We start from the raw sequence: 16,210 nt of genomic DNA on the forward strand, positions 1-16,210 counted from the left end.
CCTTTAATTAGTTCTCTCTAATTATCATCTTATTTTCCATTATCTTACCCGTCACACTCGTGGCGGGAAGGAGTTTTTATGCTTACAGATGTCGTTGATCTGTCGCGGTTTCAATTCGCAAGTACCGCTCTTTATCACTTTATATTCGTCCCCCTAACTATAGGTCTCTCCTTCTTACTCGCAGTGATGGAATCGCTGTATGTCATGACCAACAAAACCATCTACAAGGACATGACCAAGTTCTGGGGTAAATTGTTTGGTATTAACTTTGCTGTCGGTGTTGCTACCGGCCTAACCATGGAATTCCAGTTCGGCACCAACTGGGCATATTACTCGCACTATGTGGGCGACATATTTGGTGCCCCACTGGCGATTGAAGCGCTTGTTGCGTTTTTCTTGGAATCAACCTTAGTCGGTATGTTCTTCTTCGGTTGGGACAAGCTCTCTAAGCGTCAGCACTTATCGGTAACGTGGTTGACGGCTCTAGGTTCGAACTTCTCTGGTCTTTGGATTCTGATGGCCAATGGCTGGATGCAAAACCCAGTGGGTGCAGAGTTTAACTTCGAAACCATGCGTATGGAGATGACTGACTTCGTTGAGGTGATCTTCAACCCAGTGACTCAAGTGAAGTTCGTGCATACCGTTGCGGCGGGTTACACAACCGGCGCGCTATTTATTATGGGTATCAGTGCTTACTACATGCTTAAAGGGCGTGATTTACCGTTCGCTCGTCGTTCATTTGCAGTCGCAAGTGCTTTTGGTATGGCTGCGATTGTGTCGACAGTAATGCTAGGTGATGAATCTGGTTATGAGTTGGGTGATGTTCAACAGGTGAAGCTAGCGGCTATCGAAGCTGAATGGCACACCGAAGAAGCCCCTGCATCATTTACATTGTTCGGGTTCCCAAACCAAGAAACCATGGAGACGGACTACGCGATTAAGATCCCATACGTGATGGGTATTATCGCAACGCGTTCTTTGGATACGCCAGTTGTCGGGATTCATGATCTATTAGCAAAAAATGAAGAACGTGTGCGCAGCGGTATCTTGGCTTATGGACTATTAGAAAAACTACGCTCTGGTGATAAATCACAACAAAATATCGATGATTTTGAATCGGTTAAACATGACCTAGGTTATGGCTTACTGGTTAAGAAATACAGCGATAACGTGGTGGATGCAACAGAACAACAGATCAAACAAGCAGCCAAAGACACGATCCCAACGGTAGCCCCTCTATTCTGGAGCTTCCGCATCATGGTGGTGTGTGGCGTCTTGATGTTTGCCATCATTGGTCTTTCATTCGTACAAATTTGTCGCCGTAAGATTGGTACCAATCGTTGGTTACTGAAAGCAACAATATGTGCGATCCCACTTCCTTGGATTGCTTGTGAAGCGGGTTGGTTTGTCGCTGAGTATGGTCGTCAGCCTTGGGCAATTGGCGAAATCCTTCCAGTCAATATGGCGGCTTCTAATCTACCCGTTTCAAGTCTGTGGATCTCTATCGGCCTGGTTTACTTGTTCTACACCGCGTTCTTAATTGTAGAAATGTTCCTGATGGTTAAGTTTGCAAAAATGGGCCCGAGCGCACTGAAGACGGGTCGCTATCATCATGAGCAATCAAACCAAGATCTAGCCATTACAGGTGAGCAAAACACACCGCGTCAGCTAGATAAAACTATCGACCTTCATTAAGGAATTCAGATGTTTGATTACGAAAATCTTCGCCTGTTTACATGGGCAGTTATTGGTGTGTTGTTGATCGGTTTTATCATTACCGATGGTTTCGACATGGGCGTTGCGGCGTTGCTCCCAGTTTTAGGGAAGTCAGAAGTTGATCGACGAATCATGATTAACTCGATTGCCCCTCACTGGGACGGTAACCAAGTGTGGTTGGTGACCGCGGGTGGCGCGATCTTCGCGATATGGCCTGCAATCTACGCGGCTGCGTTCTCTGGGTTCTATTTAGCCATGATTTTAGTGTTGGCGACCTTGTGGTTAAGACCACTCGGTATGGATTACCGCGCTAAGATCGACAACCCGAAATGGAAGAAAGCCTGTGATATTGCGCTTATCGTCAGTGGTTTCATTCCTCCGGTTATCTTTGGTGTTGGTTTCGGTAACTTGATGATTGGCGTTCCGTTTGAATTTAACGAATTGCTAATGATGTCATACCAAGGTCGTTTCTGGGATCTACTCACGCCCTTCCCACTACTATGTGGCTTGGTGAGCTTGGCGATGGTTGTCACGCAAGGCGCGGCATTCCTACAGATGAAAACGACGGGTGATTTAAAACAACGTGCCCAGAAAGTGATCGTATGTATGGCGCTTGTGACTGTAGGTCTGTTTATTGTTGGTGGGCTATACGCATATACACTTCCGGGTTACCTGATTACTAGCCCAGTTGTGACCGATGGTGTTTCAAACCCATTGCTAAAACATGTAGTGAAGTTTGATGACTTACTGCTACATAACTACGAAAACTATCCGGTACTTTGGGGAATCCCTGCGCTAGGCATCATCGGAATGCTGAGTTGTGCAGTGATGACTCGACTTAACCGCGCTGGCTTAGCCTTTGCTTCTTCGAGCTTATCAATCGCAAGCATCATAACGACAGCGGGCGTAGCTCTATTCCCAATGATCATGCCATCTAGCTTGATGCCATCGCATAGCTTAACGCTGTGGGACGGAACATCGAGTGAGTTAACACTGAGCATTATCTCGGTTGTGGCAGTTATCGTGGTGCCAATTATTTTGGGTTACACAATTTGGTGTTACTACAAAATGTTCGGTCGATTAGACAGTCAATACATTCATGATAACAGCTCGTCACTGTATTAATTAAAGATGAAATAGGAGGATAACCTATGTGGTATTTATGTTGGGTACTTGGCGTGTTGCTAGCCTGCGCGTTTGGAATCATTAATGCTCTATGGCTGGAGCACACCGATTTTCTCGATGATCAAAACGGATAAAACGGAGCGTAGCAACTGTTAACTAAATAGTAAGCTAACTAATTAAAATAACTGAAAGTCCTTACTTAATGCGATGCCTGTGATCTCAAAGATTGCTGACATGAGTGTTAATGAGGACTTTTTCTTTTCGCATCTAATCTCACGTGCTTACCCCCGTCTTCGCTAGCAAAGTCGGCGTCTCAAATGGCTAAGTTAATAATAGTTAAGTTGGTGCATATCATCGATTAAGTAGCTTTCTCCATCAACGGACCTTGCTTTAACAACCCTATAGGCTATTAGTTACATATTCATCATTTTAATATATCTGTTAATTACAAAATAAATATGAATATCAACGTCACTGGCTTAAAGGGAGTTAACCATGAACAATCCATCGGAACCTCAGCATCGTTTGCTGTCTCTTTCTATTCGCAGTAAGTTTATTTTAATCAACCTCACCCTGTTTATTTCTGTTTTTATCTATGCCATCTACGAGCAGCTCAGCCTAAACAAATTGGAATCACTGGAGCTCGCTGCGACCGAAAACCTTAGAAGCTCAGTCGATTTATTAACGCTTAGGCGACATGAGAAAGACTTCTTGTCTCGACACGATCAAAAATACGCAGAGCGTTTCGATAAAACTGCCGACACATTGAATCAAAGATTGGTGACGTTGAACCAAACTCTAACCTCGCACGAGCTTCACCTTACCGATCAAATGACCAAAATCTCCGATACCCTTCATCAGTACCAGAAACAGTTCCATCAGATCGTCAATCAAGTGAACGACATTGAACGCACAACCCCACCTTTAGGCTTTGTCGCAACCCTCGATGGAAAAAGAACAGCGCTGAAATCAACAATCGAATCAGAATCAAGTTTGGCACTGGAACTTGCGTTGTTAGAGTTGATCGAAAAAGACTTCCATTACCTCGCACATATTAATAGCCAAACGAATGCAGCGTTAACCAATGCTCTTGTTGAGTTTGAACCCTACTCCCAAACTTCGATTGCGACTGAACAAGCCTATTCCGAATATAAGGCCGCGGTTGAAACTCTGTTAGTTGCTAACAGCAATCTAGGTTTGTCTGCAGAGTTGGGGCTTAGAGGCGCCTTACGTAGCAATGTTCATCAAACGGAACAAGCCATTGAAGAAGTGCAGAATGAGATAAGCCAAGCGATTACAGCTGCAGTTAAAAACACACAAAACATGTTACATCTGTTTGGTGCCGCTATCGTCGCTCTGCTTTCTCTATTATTGGGGTTCATCGGTCGCAACATCCTGGGTCGTATCAAAGCGATAAACGTGATGATGGAGTCTATTGCAAATGGAGATGGAGACTTAACTGTCAGAATGAACGCCAAAGGTAACGACGAACTGGCTCAACTTGCTCACTCGTTCGATACCTTCATCAATAAACTGCACGGCAACATCAAAGAGCTATCCGGCGTGATGACGGTGCTGACAGACAGTTCATGCAGTTCTGAAGAAGCGGCAGTTAAAAGTATGAGCAATGCAGAGAAACAAAAGCAGCAATCTGAATCGGTAGCGACGGCAGTCAACGAGTTAGTGATGACGAGTAATGAGGTGACGGCGAATATCGAAAATGCCGCAACCAATGCCGAGAAGATCAAAGAAAATGCCCATCAAGCGCTACAAAAGACACAATCAACCAACGACAGTATTAATGTCTTAGTAGAAAACATTGCAGAGTCTCAGGATCTCATCGTTCAGCTTGAAGAACAGAGCCGTGAAATCAATCAGGTGGTGACGACCATTCAAGGTATTGCTGAGCAAACTAATCTATTGGCACTTAATGCTGCGATTGAAGCGGCGCGTGCTGGCGATCATGGACGAGGTTTCGCTGTGGTATCATCCGAAGTACGAGAGCTTTCACTAATGACCAACGATTCAACTCATCAAATAGAATCCACGATTCATGGTTTAACCACTGGGATAGACAAGACCGTCGCTAAGATGACGGCAAGCTTAGAACAAACTGAGTTGGTGAAAAACCAAACCAAAGACGTGGTGAATGCGATAGAAGGAATACACTTCCAAGTTGGCGAGATGTTCGACTTAAACAGCCAGATCTCAACAGCGTCTGAAGAGCAATCGATGGTTTCTGTTGAGATTGACCGAAACATTACTGATATCGCTCACCTTGCTAGTGACACCTATACTGTGGTTTCTGGGTCGGTACGTTGCAGTGAACAAGTCTCGAGTGTGAGTGTGAAGCTAGAGAAGATTGTCGCGCAGTTTAAGTATTAGTGATTAGCGCAAGCTAGTTGATTCGTGTGGTATGGAAAAACAAAAGGCCTCTATCTGATTGCTAAGATAGAGGCCTTTCTAATTTTGAATACGTACTAACGTGTTATTACGTATCAGCTCTCACTACACGGTATTAGCCGCGTGCTTTCAAGAACTCAGCGTAAGTGCCGCGGAAATCGTTGATCTTGCCATCTTTGATTTCAAGGATACGAGTTGCAAGCGAGTCTACGAATACACGGTCGTGAGATACGAAGAACAATGTGCCTTTGTAGTTCTCAAGAGCCAGGTTAAGCGCTTCGATAGATTCCATATCCATGTGGTTCGTTGGCTCATCCATTAGAAGGATGTTTGGTTTATGCATCATGATCTTACCAAGAAGCATACGACCTTGCTCACCACCAGAGATAACCTTTACAGATTTCTTAATGTCGTCTTGACCAAATAGCATACGACCTAGGAAGCCACGAACAACTTGCTCGTCTTCGCCTTCTTGGCGCCATTGGCTCATCCAATCAAACAGGTTCATGTCTTGTTCGAAGTCATGTGCGTGATCTTGAGCGTAGTAACCGATGTTTGAGTTTTCAGACCACTTGTACTCACCAGTGCGTGGCTCTAGTGCGCCAGCTAGTGTGTTAAGTAGTGTTGTTTTACCTACACCGTTTTCACCGATGATAGCAACACGCTCACCTACTTCGAAGATACCGTCGAACTTGTTGTATAGGTCTTCTTCAAAACCTTGAGATAGGTTTTCAACCACAAGTGCGTTACGGAATAGCTCTTTAGACTGTTCGAAACGGATGAATGGGTTTTGACGGCTAGACGCTTTAACTTCGTCTAGTTGGATTTTATCGATCTGCTTAGCACGAGACGTTGCTTGCTTCGCTTTCGATGCGTTAGCAGAGAAACGAGATACGAACGTTTGAAGTTCAGCAATTTGTGCTTTCTTCTTAGCGTTGTCAGACAATAGACGCTCACGAGCTTGAGTCGCTGCCGTCATGTACTCATCATAGTTACCTGGGAATAGACGAAGTTCGCCGTAATCAAGGTCAGCCATGTGTGTACAAACAGAGTTTAGGAAGTGACGGTCGTGCGAAATGATGATCATTGTGCAGTTACGTTGGTTTAGCGTATCTTCCAGCCACTTGATGGTGTCCATATCCAGGTTGTTCGTTGGTTCGTCAAGAAGCATGATATGCGGGTCTGCAAACAGTACTTGAGACAATAGAACACGAAGCTTCCAACCCGGTGCTACTTCGCTCATCAGACCGAAGTGCATTGATTCTTCAATACCTACTGCAAGAAGAAGCTCACCCGCTTTCGCTTCTGCCATGTAGCCGTCCATTTCAGCGAACTGAACTTCAAGGTCGGCTACTTTCATGCCGTCTTCTTCGCTCATTTCTGGCAAAGAGTAAATGCGGTCACGCTCTTGCTTAATAGCCCAAAGCTCTTTGTGACCCATGATAACCGTGTCGATTACCGTGAATTCTTCGTAAGCAAATTGGTCTTGGTTTAGCTTAGCAACGCGCTCGTTAGGATCGTAGCTTACGTTACCAGCACTTGGCTCAAGTTCACCAGATAGGATCTTCATGAACGTCGATTTACCACAGCCATTCGCGCCGATTAAACCGTAGCGGTTGCCTTCGCCGAACTTAACTGAAATATTTTCGAAAAGTGGCTTAGCGCCGAATTGTTGGGTGATATTTGCTGTGGAGATCAATGCCATTACCTTCTTAATGTGAAAAACGTCGCAACGTTACTTGTTCAGGGCTTTAACTGCAAGTATTGATTGCAATTACTGGCCATTAAGTGAGTGATAACCTAGCCAAATCATAGTTTGAGCTGACTCACATTTTTGATTTTCTATTTATCTCCGAAAAGCCGTCGATTTTCAGGAAAAACAAAATATCGAACAGCGCCCCATAATGGGTGGTATATAACGTCCCAAATCATGCCAACCATTGAATATATCGTATGCTGATTGGTCACAGTCAAAGCCACCCTGATCAAAGCAGCAACAGACATAGCCAAGACTAGCCTAATCCCTGACAATTTCATGACAAAATCGATCGAAACAGGAATAAAGTACTCGCCCCCGATACGGGGTTGGATTTCACAAAGTCAGATTATCTAACTATAGTAATCCTAACCTCATAATTCTAAGAGACTTTTATGCGTTCACTATCGCGCTTCTTAATCCTCACGTTGGCCATTCTCTCATGGCCTAGTCATGCCAACTTGGAATATGACTTACAATCTCAGCCGCAGGTATCCGATTCTGCTGTTGACCTCGATGATCGAATTGATTCGTTACCCGATCCTCTCTTTATGGAGCCGTCGGACAGACGCCAAGTCAATATTCTGCTTGCCGAAGTTCTGCGAGTTCAAAAGCAGGAAATCAAAACCTTCGAGCAACAGATAAAAGCTTACAGAGATAACAGCGACGCCGATCAATGGTTTGCCGTTCAAACCAGTTACGTCACGCTGAATAGCTTGAACGTAAGTAAACAGCATCTTTTAGAGCAGACCAACTCTGCAAACAAAGAGCGTTTAACCGGTTTTGGTCCCTATGGTGTGACCCAGTTTAAGCAAGAGTGGGAATTGACCAAACTCAATATTGAGTATCTTGTTTATTTCCAAATTCGTAGCTTTAAAGCGCTTGTTAAAGACATCTTTATTTCGCCAGTGCCAGTGATTGGTGCCTCACTAAAAGTGTTATTCATCTACTTCGGTTTAGTGTGGTGGCTTGCCAACAGCACCCGCTTGATTGAACAGTTTCGAATTAACTTTCTTGAAGCGAAAACGAACCCTCCTTTTCTGGTTCGCGTGATTTGGTATATCAGCCGCGCTGATCGTGCGATTGCTTGGCTAATTGCCATCACATTGTCATTGAGAGTGCTTTCTAGTATCCCTAGTCTTCAACATTTGATTTTCCTGGAGATCTTCACTTGGTGGATTCTAGGTGGTTCGATTGCCATCAGCTTTATTTTGGAATTTGCCTACCGTTTAGGTCGTACATCAAATCAAGAAGTGATAGCACTACGCCTATCGACTATTCGTCGTTACGTGTGGAGCTTCATCGTTGCGGGTGTGATTCTCCAGATATCAAGTATTACGCTAGGAAAAGGTACGATTTACAGCTGGATTTACAGCGCTCTGTTTTTTTGGTTTGTGCTGGTCACGATCTCAGTTCTCAGACTATGGAGAGCGAAGGTCTTCGATACGTTGCAACACATCTCTGATCGTCCGGTTTGGGTGAATTGGGCAGTAAACCGCAAGGATACCTTCTTACTTAATATATTGGCGACGGCCATTGGCATCGTGTGGTTGAGTGTTTACAACTTTCAACATCGAATTATGGCCCTGCTATCCAATTACACTTTGTTTAGCCAGGCCTTAGCTTATCTATTTAGAATTGAAGTTGCTAAACAGTCTGACCTTGATAAGAATCAGCAAAACTTGGTTCGAATCAAAGGCGATCAAACCTATGAATACATTCTTCCGGGTAATATCGACAGTACGTTGATAGATTACGCGGGAGATGAAATTAAGCAGTTATCACGCTACTTAATGTCAGACAGCCCGGCTATCTGTATTGTGTCTGGCGAACGTGGTGTCGGCGCGACAACGCTGCTATATACCTTACTGCACAAAGTCTCTAACGCTGAGCCTGTATACGTGAGTTGCCCTTATGCGGGTTACCACGAGCTTTTAGCGCATTTATCCGTGAGCATTGGCTTGGACGAAGAAGCGACTGAAATTCAAATATTAGCGCATCTTCGTAAGAGCAATACCACTTACCTTATCGCGATTGATAACGCGCAACGACTGGTAAAACCAATGGTCGGTGGCCTGTCTGATTTAATTCGTTTGACCAACCTTCTGCGTCGTTCTAAAAAGAACCACCGTGTCGTTATATCGATCGCCAAATCAAGCTGGCGATTTGTGGATAGAGCGCGTGGCGAACGTTTGCTGTTTGACTTGGTGTGTTTCCTTCCGCGTTGGACAGAGAAACAAGTGGGTGAACTTCTAAATAGCCGTATCAATACGGAGCTTGAGAAGCCGTTGTCTTTTGATGGTTTAGTAGTCCCTAAGCAATGGGACCAAGATGATATGAGTGAAGAAGAACGTGCACGCCAAGGTTTCTATCGAATTTTGTGGCACTATTCTGATGGCAACCCTACCGTTGCGCTGCGTTTCTTCCGACTCTCTTTGAACCGAAATAAAGAGACAGATCAAGCAGTGGTGCGTCTGTTCCATGTTCCTGAAGCCCAGGAGCTGGAAAATATGCCGAAACCTATGCTGGCTGTACTTCGTTCTATCGTTCAACTGGAAATCGCTTCTCCGGAAGTGTTGTCTGAATGTACACAGCTGAGCACGGCAGAGATAACGGGGATTCTGCGTTACTTTGAAAGCCGTGGTTATATTGGTTGGCATGAAGAAAAGGCTCGAATTTCTGAGCACTGGTTCCGCCATATTACGAACGTTCTCGACCGTCAACATCTACTGGTGAAGTAAAATGAAGAAGTTATTTATCCTACTATTTGTTGGCTTGGCAAGTGCTGTCAGTTTCCCTACCTTTGCGACGGAAGAGTTAGCTAACGTAGAAAACATTTCTAAAATAGCGAGCCTTGTGCGATGGAGCGGCGTGTTCTTCTCCATGATCGTTATCGCTGCGATGTGGTTGCTGCTTAAGTTCATCAACTCGTTAGTGACCAGCTTTGGTAGTCAGTTCGTGCAATATCGAATGCTACTACAAAAACTGCAGTCGTTTACTCAGTTCTTCATCTATGTGAGCACCGGTCTTATCGTGTTTATGATGAGCTTTAGAATCAACGACCAAATACTGGCCTTGATTGGTGGCACCCTCGCCGTGTCGGTAGGCTTTGCGCTTAAAGACTTGGCTGCTTCATTCATCGCCGGTATCACAGTGATGATTGATAGACCCTTTCAGGTTGGTGACCGCGTCACGTTTGAGGGTAACTACGGCGACATCATTACTATCGGTTTGCGTTCGGTACGAATGAGAACATTGAATGACGACATCATTACCATTCCGAATAACAAGTTCTTAAATGAAGTGACGACCAGTGGTAACTACGGTGCGTTGGACATGCAGGTGGTGATTCCGTTCTACGTCGGCATGAATGAAGACATCACCCTAGCCCGTGACTTAATTCAAGAAGCGGCGTCTTCGAGTCGTTACATCCACTTACCGAAGCCTGTCACGGTTTTGGTTAAACAGACGATTACCGATAACTACCTTGCGATACAATTGACGTGTAAGGCTTATGTGGTGGACACCGCGTATGAGAAGTTGTTTGAAACCGACATTACCCTGCGTGTGATGAAAGAGTTTAAGAAGCACAACATCAACCCACCGAAGATTTCAGTGGCAGCGCATTGATCGAACTTGGTCTAACGCTAGGAGAGTAAATTAATCTCCTAGTCAGCGACAAACGAAAACACCTCCGAACTTATCTCGAGTACGGAGGTGTTTTTTTATGTGGTGTTATCTGTGTTAACGCTAAGTGCTTTGGGGTTTATACCTTAAAGTACTTCAACTGTTCTGTTAGATGCTCTGTGGTATTGGCCATTTTCTGACTGTCTTCTGCGAGCGATTGCGATGCCTGTAGAACCTCATTCGCGGCTAAATGAATACCAGTAACACTTTCACTCATTTCCGTTGCGACTGTGCTTTGTTGTTCCGACGCTGCGGCAATCTGAGCCACCATGTCGTTAGCGTTGTGCAGTTCATTCACAATTACATCCAGTTGTTGGCGTGTTTCGTTAGACGCGACAACGCTGTGGTCAACCTTCTCGTTACTGCTTTGCATTGCTTTAAAGGTGCGCTCTGCTTGCTGAGTCAGTTTCTCAATTGTGGATTGCACTTCATTGGTTGAATTCTGAGTGCGGCTCGCTAGGTTACGGACTTCATCTGCCACAACTGCAAATCCTCTGCCTTGCTCTCCCGCTCGAGCTGCTTCTATTGCCGCATTAAGCGCTAACAAGTTCGTTTGTTCTGATACATCACGAATCACACCGACAACTTGGCTGATTTCAGTAACGCCTGATTGCAGATCTCTAACTAAGTTGTTCGCGGTTGAAATGTTATCCGAAACCTGAGAAATGGTTTTAGAAGTGACCTGCATGTTTTGATCGTTCTGGTTTGCATGATCGACCACCTTATTAGTGCTAGCGGCCGTGTTCTCTGCATTCACTGCAACATCTGAGATGGTCGCACTCATTTCAGTCATCGCAGTAGACAGTAATTCTAACTGCGCATGTTGAGCGTTAACGCTGGTTGCGGCCTCTTCACTGGCTTGCGCGATGTGACTTGCCATGGTGCTCGATAAGTCCGCTGACTCATTGGCAGTACGAAGCGTGCTTTGTAGTTTATCGAGCATGGTATCTATCTGGTGGCTCATATCACCAAGCTCATCTTTGCGTGTCATGTTCATGCGTACACGAAGATCCCCATCAGCAATCTTATGGGTGTTATCGATAAGCTTATTCAGTGGCACAAGGATGTTGTTGGAAATCGCGTAACCCATAGCGAACAGTAAGCCAGATAAAACAACCGCTACCATCCCTTCCTTAATAGCTAACGCATAGAACGCCTCTTGGATATCCGCGACTAAGATTCCAGAGCCAATCACCCAGTTCCATTCTGGAAACAACTGAACGTATGAGATCTTGTCTTTGAGTTCACCTTGCGGGCTCATCCATTGGTAATCAAGAAAGCCTTTCTCTTCAGGAGTGCGAGAAATGGTGACCATCTCGCGCCAGTGATGCTTACCTGCTCCATCTCTAAGGTTTCCGGCATTAGTGCCATCAAGCTCTGGTTTTAACGGATGACTAATGATGTTGAGCTGCTGGTTTAGAATCCAGAAGTAATTAGTGTTGTCATAACGAAGCGTTTTGATGGCTTGTAGCGCACGATCCTTTGCGACCTCTTCACCCAGCACACTGCGTTGGCTGTAATAGTAGTTTGCCAAACTTACCGCGGTTTCAACTTGAGCGCTGAGTTTATCTTGCCGCTCTTCCATCGAACTAGCACGCTGTTGCATTAAATTAAAGGTGGATGCCATTACCAGTAGAACGACCGATAAAATGACGATGGAGACGAGCTTTAATTTGATAGATAGGTTACTTAATTTCATAGCTGACTGACTTTATTATTTGTTTTGATTATGGATTTTCGACCAAGTTATCAAAAATTCGTACAGTTCAGATGATATGCATCAAGATCGAAAGATATACACCGTGTTACATAACTAAAAAGAGGTGTACGTCAAACAGGCGGAGGTTGAGATTTGGCTGGCGATAGATTAGTAGTGCGGAATCTTCGTGCTTGGGCTAAAACGTTCGTGTAATAGCCCAAGCGCGTTAGAAATATTATCGGGTGATAATATCGGTGAATTGGCTGTTAGAGCTTATAGATTTGATACTAGCAATTGAGGCGTGGCTTTTTGTTGAAGGTAGATACTAAATCGACTTCCTTTACCTACTTCGGATTCAACACGTATCTCACCGCCCGTTTGGCTCAAGATACTTTGAGAAACGGATAAGCCTAAGCCTGTACCATCTCGCTTGGTCGTGTAGAAAGGCGAGAAAATGCGTTTCAGCTGCTCTTCCTTGATACCGCAACCTTCATCTTCCACATGAACAATCGCCCCATGAGACACGCCGCTTTCAACCCAGTCTTCACTCGAGATGGTTAACGTACCTTGTCCTTCCATCGCATGAATCGCATTCATTTGTAGGTTAACCAGAATCTGTAGCAATTGGTTGCGGTTGACTTCGACTGAGGTTCTAGCATTCAATTTCGAGACATACACAATGCCTTTCTTTTTCGCCCCTGTTTTTACGAGCGTAATACTTTCATCGACAATTGGATTGATATGTTGCCACGTTATTTCATCTTGCACGCCGCCGTGACGGCTGTATTGAAGCAGGCTTCGCGTTATGTTTCGAATTCGGTCTATCTGCTCCATGATGGCGTGGACTTCTTCGTCTACACGGCTCACGTCATCGCCTAGTTCAAACTTCATCAATTCTACATTGCCAAGAATCACTGCAGTTGGGTTATTGATCTCATGAGCAATGCCTGCCGTTAATTCACCTAATGCGGCTAATTTCTCATTGACCACCAGCTTATCTCTGGCTTGATTAAGTAGTTTGATGTGCAATTCGAGCTCTTCAGTTTTCTCTTTTAAACTCGCGGTACGAGAGTGAACCTTACATTCAAGTTCAGACGCAGCTTGTTGAATCTCTTGATTACGTTCGTGGAGCAAATCTAGCATCTTGTCGAACTGTTTAGCGAGCAGTGTAAGTTCGTGTTGATCATCCAAACCTAACGTGCCAATGCGCTTGTCTTGCCCCATCTGGACCAGCTTGACGACCTTGTGGATGCGTTCTATTGGATTGAAAAGATCACGCGCACCACGGTGAACGATCAAACCTGATACCAATAACAGCAACACAATGGTAATGCTAATTTCACCAAGGTTGGTCAGGTACGTTTCTATCAGCGGCCAAATCAAATAACCGGTGTAAAGCATACCAATCACGTTATCGAACTGGTCATGGATTGGTTGATAAGCCGTGATGTACCAAGCATCGTAAACATACGCTCGATCTAGCCACTCTTTACCTTCATTTAAAACTTTTGAGTGAACCTCATTAGAAACACGAGTACCAATTGCGCGCCCAGCTTGTTCTTCACTGCTTAAAGGTACATTGGTACTGACGCGAAGGTCATCGAGAAAGACCGTGACCGTACCTATATGACGATTAAAGCCTTCTCTTTTTGGGTAGATAAGATTACTAATTTGGTCGACTAGTTGAGTACTGTTATTAAGTAAGATCCCGCCATCCAGAAAACCAATCACATGATCACGTTCATCTTTTATGGATACAACGGTTCGGCTTACCAGTCCGCGAGTCTCAACTTCTTGCCCATTGAGCATCGGAACTTCCGCTTTTTTAGCGAGGTCACTATCGAGGTAGTTGAGTTCGTTACGGCTTAACACGCTGAAAAACGAAGACTTGTGAGTTAAATTTAGATATTCGAGTTTCTTAGCCATACTCTCGACACTGCGCCAGCGTAGAAAGTCGAGTTCATAACGAGATTTGTTTTCAGACACCCATCTCGTTAGCTCTTCGTGTGAAAGATCGCTCGCCAGTTTGGTTTGAAAGTTATAAGACTCGGCAAACGCTCGAACGTTGTATGCTTGCTGATTTTGAATTAGGTGGATACTGTTGTCGGCAACATCTAAACGCTCATCGACATCAATCAAAGCGCCCTGCCACGTGTAATGAACAGACCAATACAATGTGATAGCGACAAGTGCACATAAAGTCAGAATGATCGGAGCAGATGTTAGGAACAATAAGCGGTAACGCACCATGGTTTTGAATCGGAACGTCCACTTTGACCACCAATGACGTCTAATCGGCATATTCAGAGCCTTCTGTGTTCCAATCTTTGTATTTACGCTCTAGCGTTTTACGTGCCACGCCAAGATCTCTCGCAGCAGCCGACTTATTACCATCATGGAAACTAACAAGCTGTTCTATATGAGATTTTTCCACTTCTTTAAGTGTCCAAGTGTTTGGATAACCCTCGGCAACATCTGCATTATTCAAGTTTGGCATTTCCGCTCCATGTGACACAGTCACTGAAATATTAGCCGGTACAGGATCGCCATTAATCTCTCGCCAGTAGTGTGCTGGTGGCTTGTCTAAAAGAATGCATCGTTCAACTAAGTTTTTAAGCTCACGAATATTCCCTGGCCATTCGTATTCGTTCATCGCCAATATATCTTCATGTGCCCAATTTGGAACAGGCATCCCAAGCTCGCTTGATAAAAGACGAGTAAAATATGGAACAAGCTCAATTAAATCTGATGGACGCTCTCTCAACGGCACAACATCAATCTTAAGTACATTAAGTCGGTAGAATAGATCGCGACGGAAGTGCCCTTTATCGACCTCTTCCTGAAGGTTTCGGTTGGTCGCCGCTACAACGCGTACATCCACAGAGATCTCTTTCTCACTACCAACAGGACGAATGGTTCTTTGTTCTAACACACGTAGTAGCGCTGCTTGCATTGGCAGCGGCATTTCACCGATTTCATCAAGGAACAAGGTGCCACCACTTGCGACTCGGAAAAGGCCTTCACGGTTTTTCTTCGCACCGGTAAATGCGCCAGAGGTGTGTCCAAACAGTTCACTTTCTAGAAGCTCTGGAGCAATCGCGCCACAGTTAATTGGCACAAATGGTCCAGTACGTTTACTGGCTTCATGTACACCACGCGCCACCAACTCTTTACCTGTACCCGACTCGCCTTCTATCAAAACGGAAGCTCGAGATGGTGCAAATTGACTGATAAGCAGTTTAAGCTGTTTGGTTTTGTCTGAATTGCCGATCAATTCGGTCTTGATATGACGGCTAACATCACGCTTCAACGCGTACTGCATTCTTTGGTCAAGCCGCTTGTCCATACAACGCAGAACGGCTTGTATCATCTGTTCTAGGTTGAAGGGCTTAAGAATAAAATCTGAAGCACCAAGCTTAAGTGCAGATATGGTCATCTCTAGATCGGCATAACCTGTCATGAAAATCACATCGGCGCGTTTGTCGTTGTCGTTAAACGCCTCTTCCCACTCAATACCAGAGCGACCTGGTAAGTTGATATCAAGGACAATCAGATCAAAATGTTCACTCGAACGCAGCGTTTCAGCCTCTTCAACCGACCCTGCACTCGACACCTTGCCAAAGAACTTACCTAGTGCTTTCTTTAAGATAGCCTGCATACCCAACTCATCATCGACGACCAAAACGGAAAACGCCTGATACTGAGTCAATGTGTTCGGGTTGAGATTGGATGCAGATGAACTAGGTAAAGACATAATGATTAGCCGGTGAGGAAAGTTGGGACAGAGTGTACCAATTAACCTTTTGTCCAACAGGGACAATGTG

Annotated in this window: 10 protein-coding genes; 6 read left to right on the plus strand and 4 right to left on the minus strand. The window is 44.8% G+C overall.

From position 1 onward, the window contains the following. Positions 1 to 78 precede the first annotated feature (78 nt). The 4 genes from BCV39_RS11240 to BCV39_RS11255 all read left to right on the plus strand — a co-directional run bounded on the left by BCV39_RS11240 (position 79) and on the right by BCV39_RS11255 (position 5,226). Positions 79 to 1,695, plus strand: coding sequence for a cytochrome ubiquinol oxidase subunit I (locus BCV39_RS11240; protein WP_102431937.1), 1,617 nt, complete (start codon positions 79 to 81; stop codon positions 1,693 to 1,695). 9 nt (positions 1,696 to 1,704) lie between these two features. After that, positions 1,705 to 2,841 (plus strand): cytochrome d ubiquinol oxidase subunit II, encoded by a 1,137-nt coding sequence (gene cydB, locus BCV39_RS11245; protein WP_102431938.1) that lies wholly within the window; start codon positions 1,705 to 1,707, stop codon positions 2,839 to 2,841. Between the two features lie 26 nt (positions 2,842 to 2,867). Continuing rightward, entirely contained in the window at positions 2,868 to 2,975 is a 108-nt protein-coding gene (gene cydX / locus BCV39_RS11250) for a cytochrome bd-I oxidase subunit CydX (protein WP_102431939.1), read from the plus strand. A 361-nt stretch (positions 2,976 to 3,336) separates the two neighbouring features. Beyond that, positions 3,337 to 5,226, plus strand: a complete 1,890-nt coding sequence (locus BCV39_RS11255) for a methyl-accepting chemotaxis protein (RefSeq protein WP_102431940.1) — start codon at positions 3,337 to 3,339, stop codon at positions 5,224 to 5,226. Positions 5,227 to 5,359: 133 nt separating this feature from the next. On the opposite strand, the gene BCV39_RS11260 is transcribed toward BCV39_RS11255, so the two are convergent. Continuing rightward, positions 5,360 to 6,943 (minus strand): ABC-F family ATPase, encoded by a 1,584-nt coding sequence (locus BCV39_RS11260; protein WP_050650342.1) that lies wholly within the window; start codon positions 6,941 to 6,943, stop codon positions 5,360 to 5,362. 452 nt (positions 6,944 to 7,395) lie between these two features. Between BCV39_RS11260 and BCV39_RS11270 the strand changes: the two genes are divergently transcribed. Together BCV39_RS11270 and BCV39_RS11275 are read left to right on the plus strand one after the other, a co-directional pair. Then, entirely contained in the window at positions 7,396 to 9,741 is a 2,346-nt protein-coding gene (locus BCV39_RS11270) for an AAA family ATPase (RefSeq protein WP_102431941.1), read from the plus strand. 1 nt (position 9,742) lies between these two features. Continuing rightward, complete coding sequence (locus tag BCV39_RS11275; RefSeq protein WP_009846738.1) at positions 9,743 to 10,630, plus strand: mechanosensitive ion channel domain-containing protein; 888 nt, start codon at positions 9,743 to 9,745, stop codon at positions 10,628 to 10,630. A 136-nt stretch (positions 10,631 to 10,766) separates the two neighbouring features. On the opposite strand, the gene BCV39_RS11280 is transcribed toward BCV39_RS11275, so the two are convergent. The 3 genes from BCV39_RS11280 to BCV39_RS11290 form a co-directional block, all read right to left on the minus strand. Next, the gene (locus tag BCV39_RS11280; protein WP_102431942.1) at positions 10,767 to 12,386 is read right to left on the minus strand and encodes a methyl-accepting chemotaxis protein; all 1,620 of its coding nucleotides are present in this window, start codon (positions 12,384 to 12,386) and stop codon (positions 10,767 to 10,769) included. 273 nt (positions 12,387 to 12,659) lie between these two features. Continuing rightward, positions 12,660 to 14,687, minus strand: coding sequence for a cache domain-containing protein (locus BCV39_RS11285; protein WP_102431943.1), 2,028 nt, complete (start codon positions 14,685 to 14,687; stop codon positions 12,660 to 12,662). Continuing rightward, positions 14,677 to 16,140: a sigma-54 dependent transcriptional regulator gene (locus BCV39_RS11290; RefSeq protein ID WP_048665023.1), complete on the minus strand. Its 1,464-nt coding sequence runs from the start codon at positions 16,138 to 16,140 to the stop codon at positions 14,677 to 14,679. Before BCV39_RS11290 ends, BCV39_RS11285 begins: the two co-directional genes overlap by 11 nt. Positions 16,141 to 16,210: the final 70 nt, after the last annotated feature.

Source organism: Vibrio sp. 10N.286.55.E10 (genome assembly GCF_002872555.1).
Lineage (GTDB): Bacteria > Pseudomonadota > Gammaproteobacteria > Enterobacterales > Vibrionaceae > Vibrio > Vibrio crassostreae.

What these genes read in the sequence shown, in the direction of transcription:
- BCV39_RS11240 (WP_102431937.1), top strand. Translation starts at nt 79, where the DNA reads ATGCTTACAGATGTCGTTGATCTGTCGCGGTTTCAATTCGCAAGTACC.
- cydB (WP_102431938.1), top strand. Translation starts at nt 1,705, where the DNA reads ATGTTTGATTACGAAAATCTTCGCCTGTTTACATGGGCAGTTATTGGT.
- cydX (WP_102431939.1), top strand. Translation starts at nt 2,868, where the DNA reads ATGTGGTATTTATGTTGGGTACTTGGCGTGTTGCTAGCCTGCGCGTTT.
- BCV39_RS11255 (WP_102431940.1), top strand. Translation starts at nt 3,337, where the DNA reads ATGAACAATCCATCGGAACCTCAGCATCGTTTGCTGTCTCTTTCTATT.
- BCV39_RS11270 (WP_102431941.1), top strand. Translation starts at nt 7,396, where the DNA reads ATGCGTTCACTATCGCGCTTCTTAATCCTCACGTTGGCCATTCTCTCA.
- BCV39_RS11275 (WP_009846738.1), top strand. Translation starts at nt 9,743, where the DNA reads ATGAAGAAGTTATTTATCCTACTATTTGTTGGCTTGGCAAGTGCTGTC.
- BCV39_RS11280 (WP_102431942.1), bottom strand. Translation starts at nt 12,386, where the DNA reads ATGAAATTAAGTAACCTATCTATCAAATTAAAGCTCGTCTCCATCGTC.
- BCV39_RS11285 (WP_102431943.1), bottom strand. Translation starts at nt 14,687, where the DNA reads ATGCCGATTAGACGTCATTGGTGGTCAAAGTGGACGTTCCGATTCAAA.
- BCV39_RS11290 (WP_048665023.1), bottom strand. Translation starts at nt 16,140, where the DNA reads ATGTCTTTACCTAGTTCATCTGCATCCAATCTCAACCCGAACACATTG.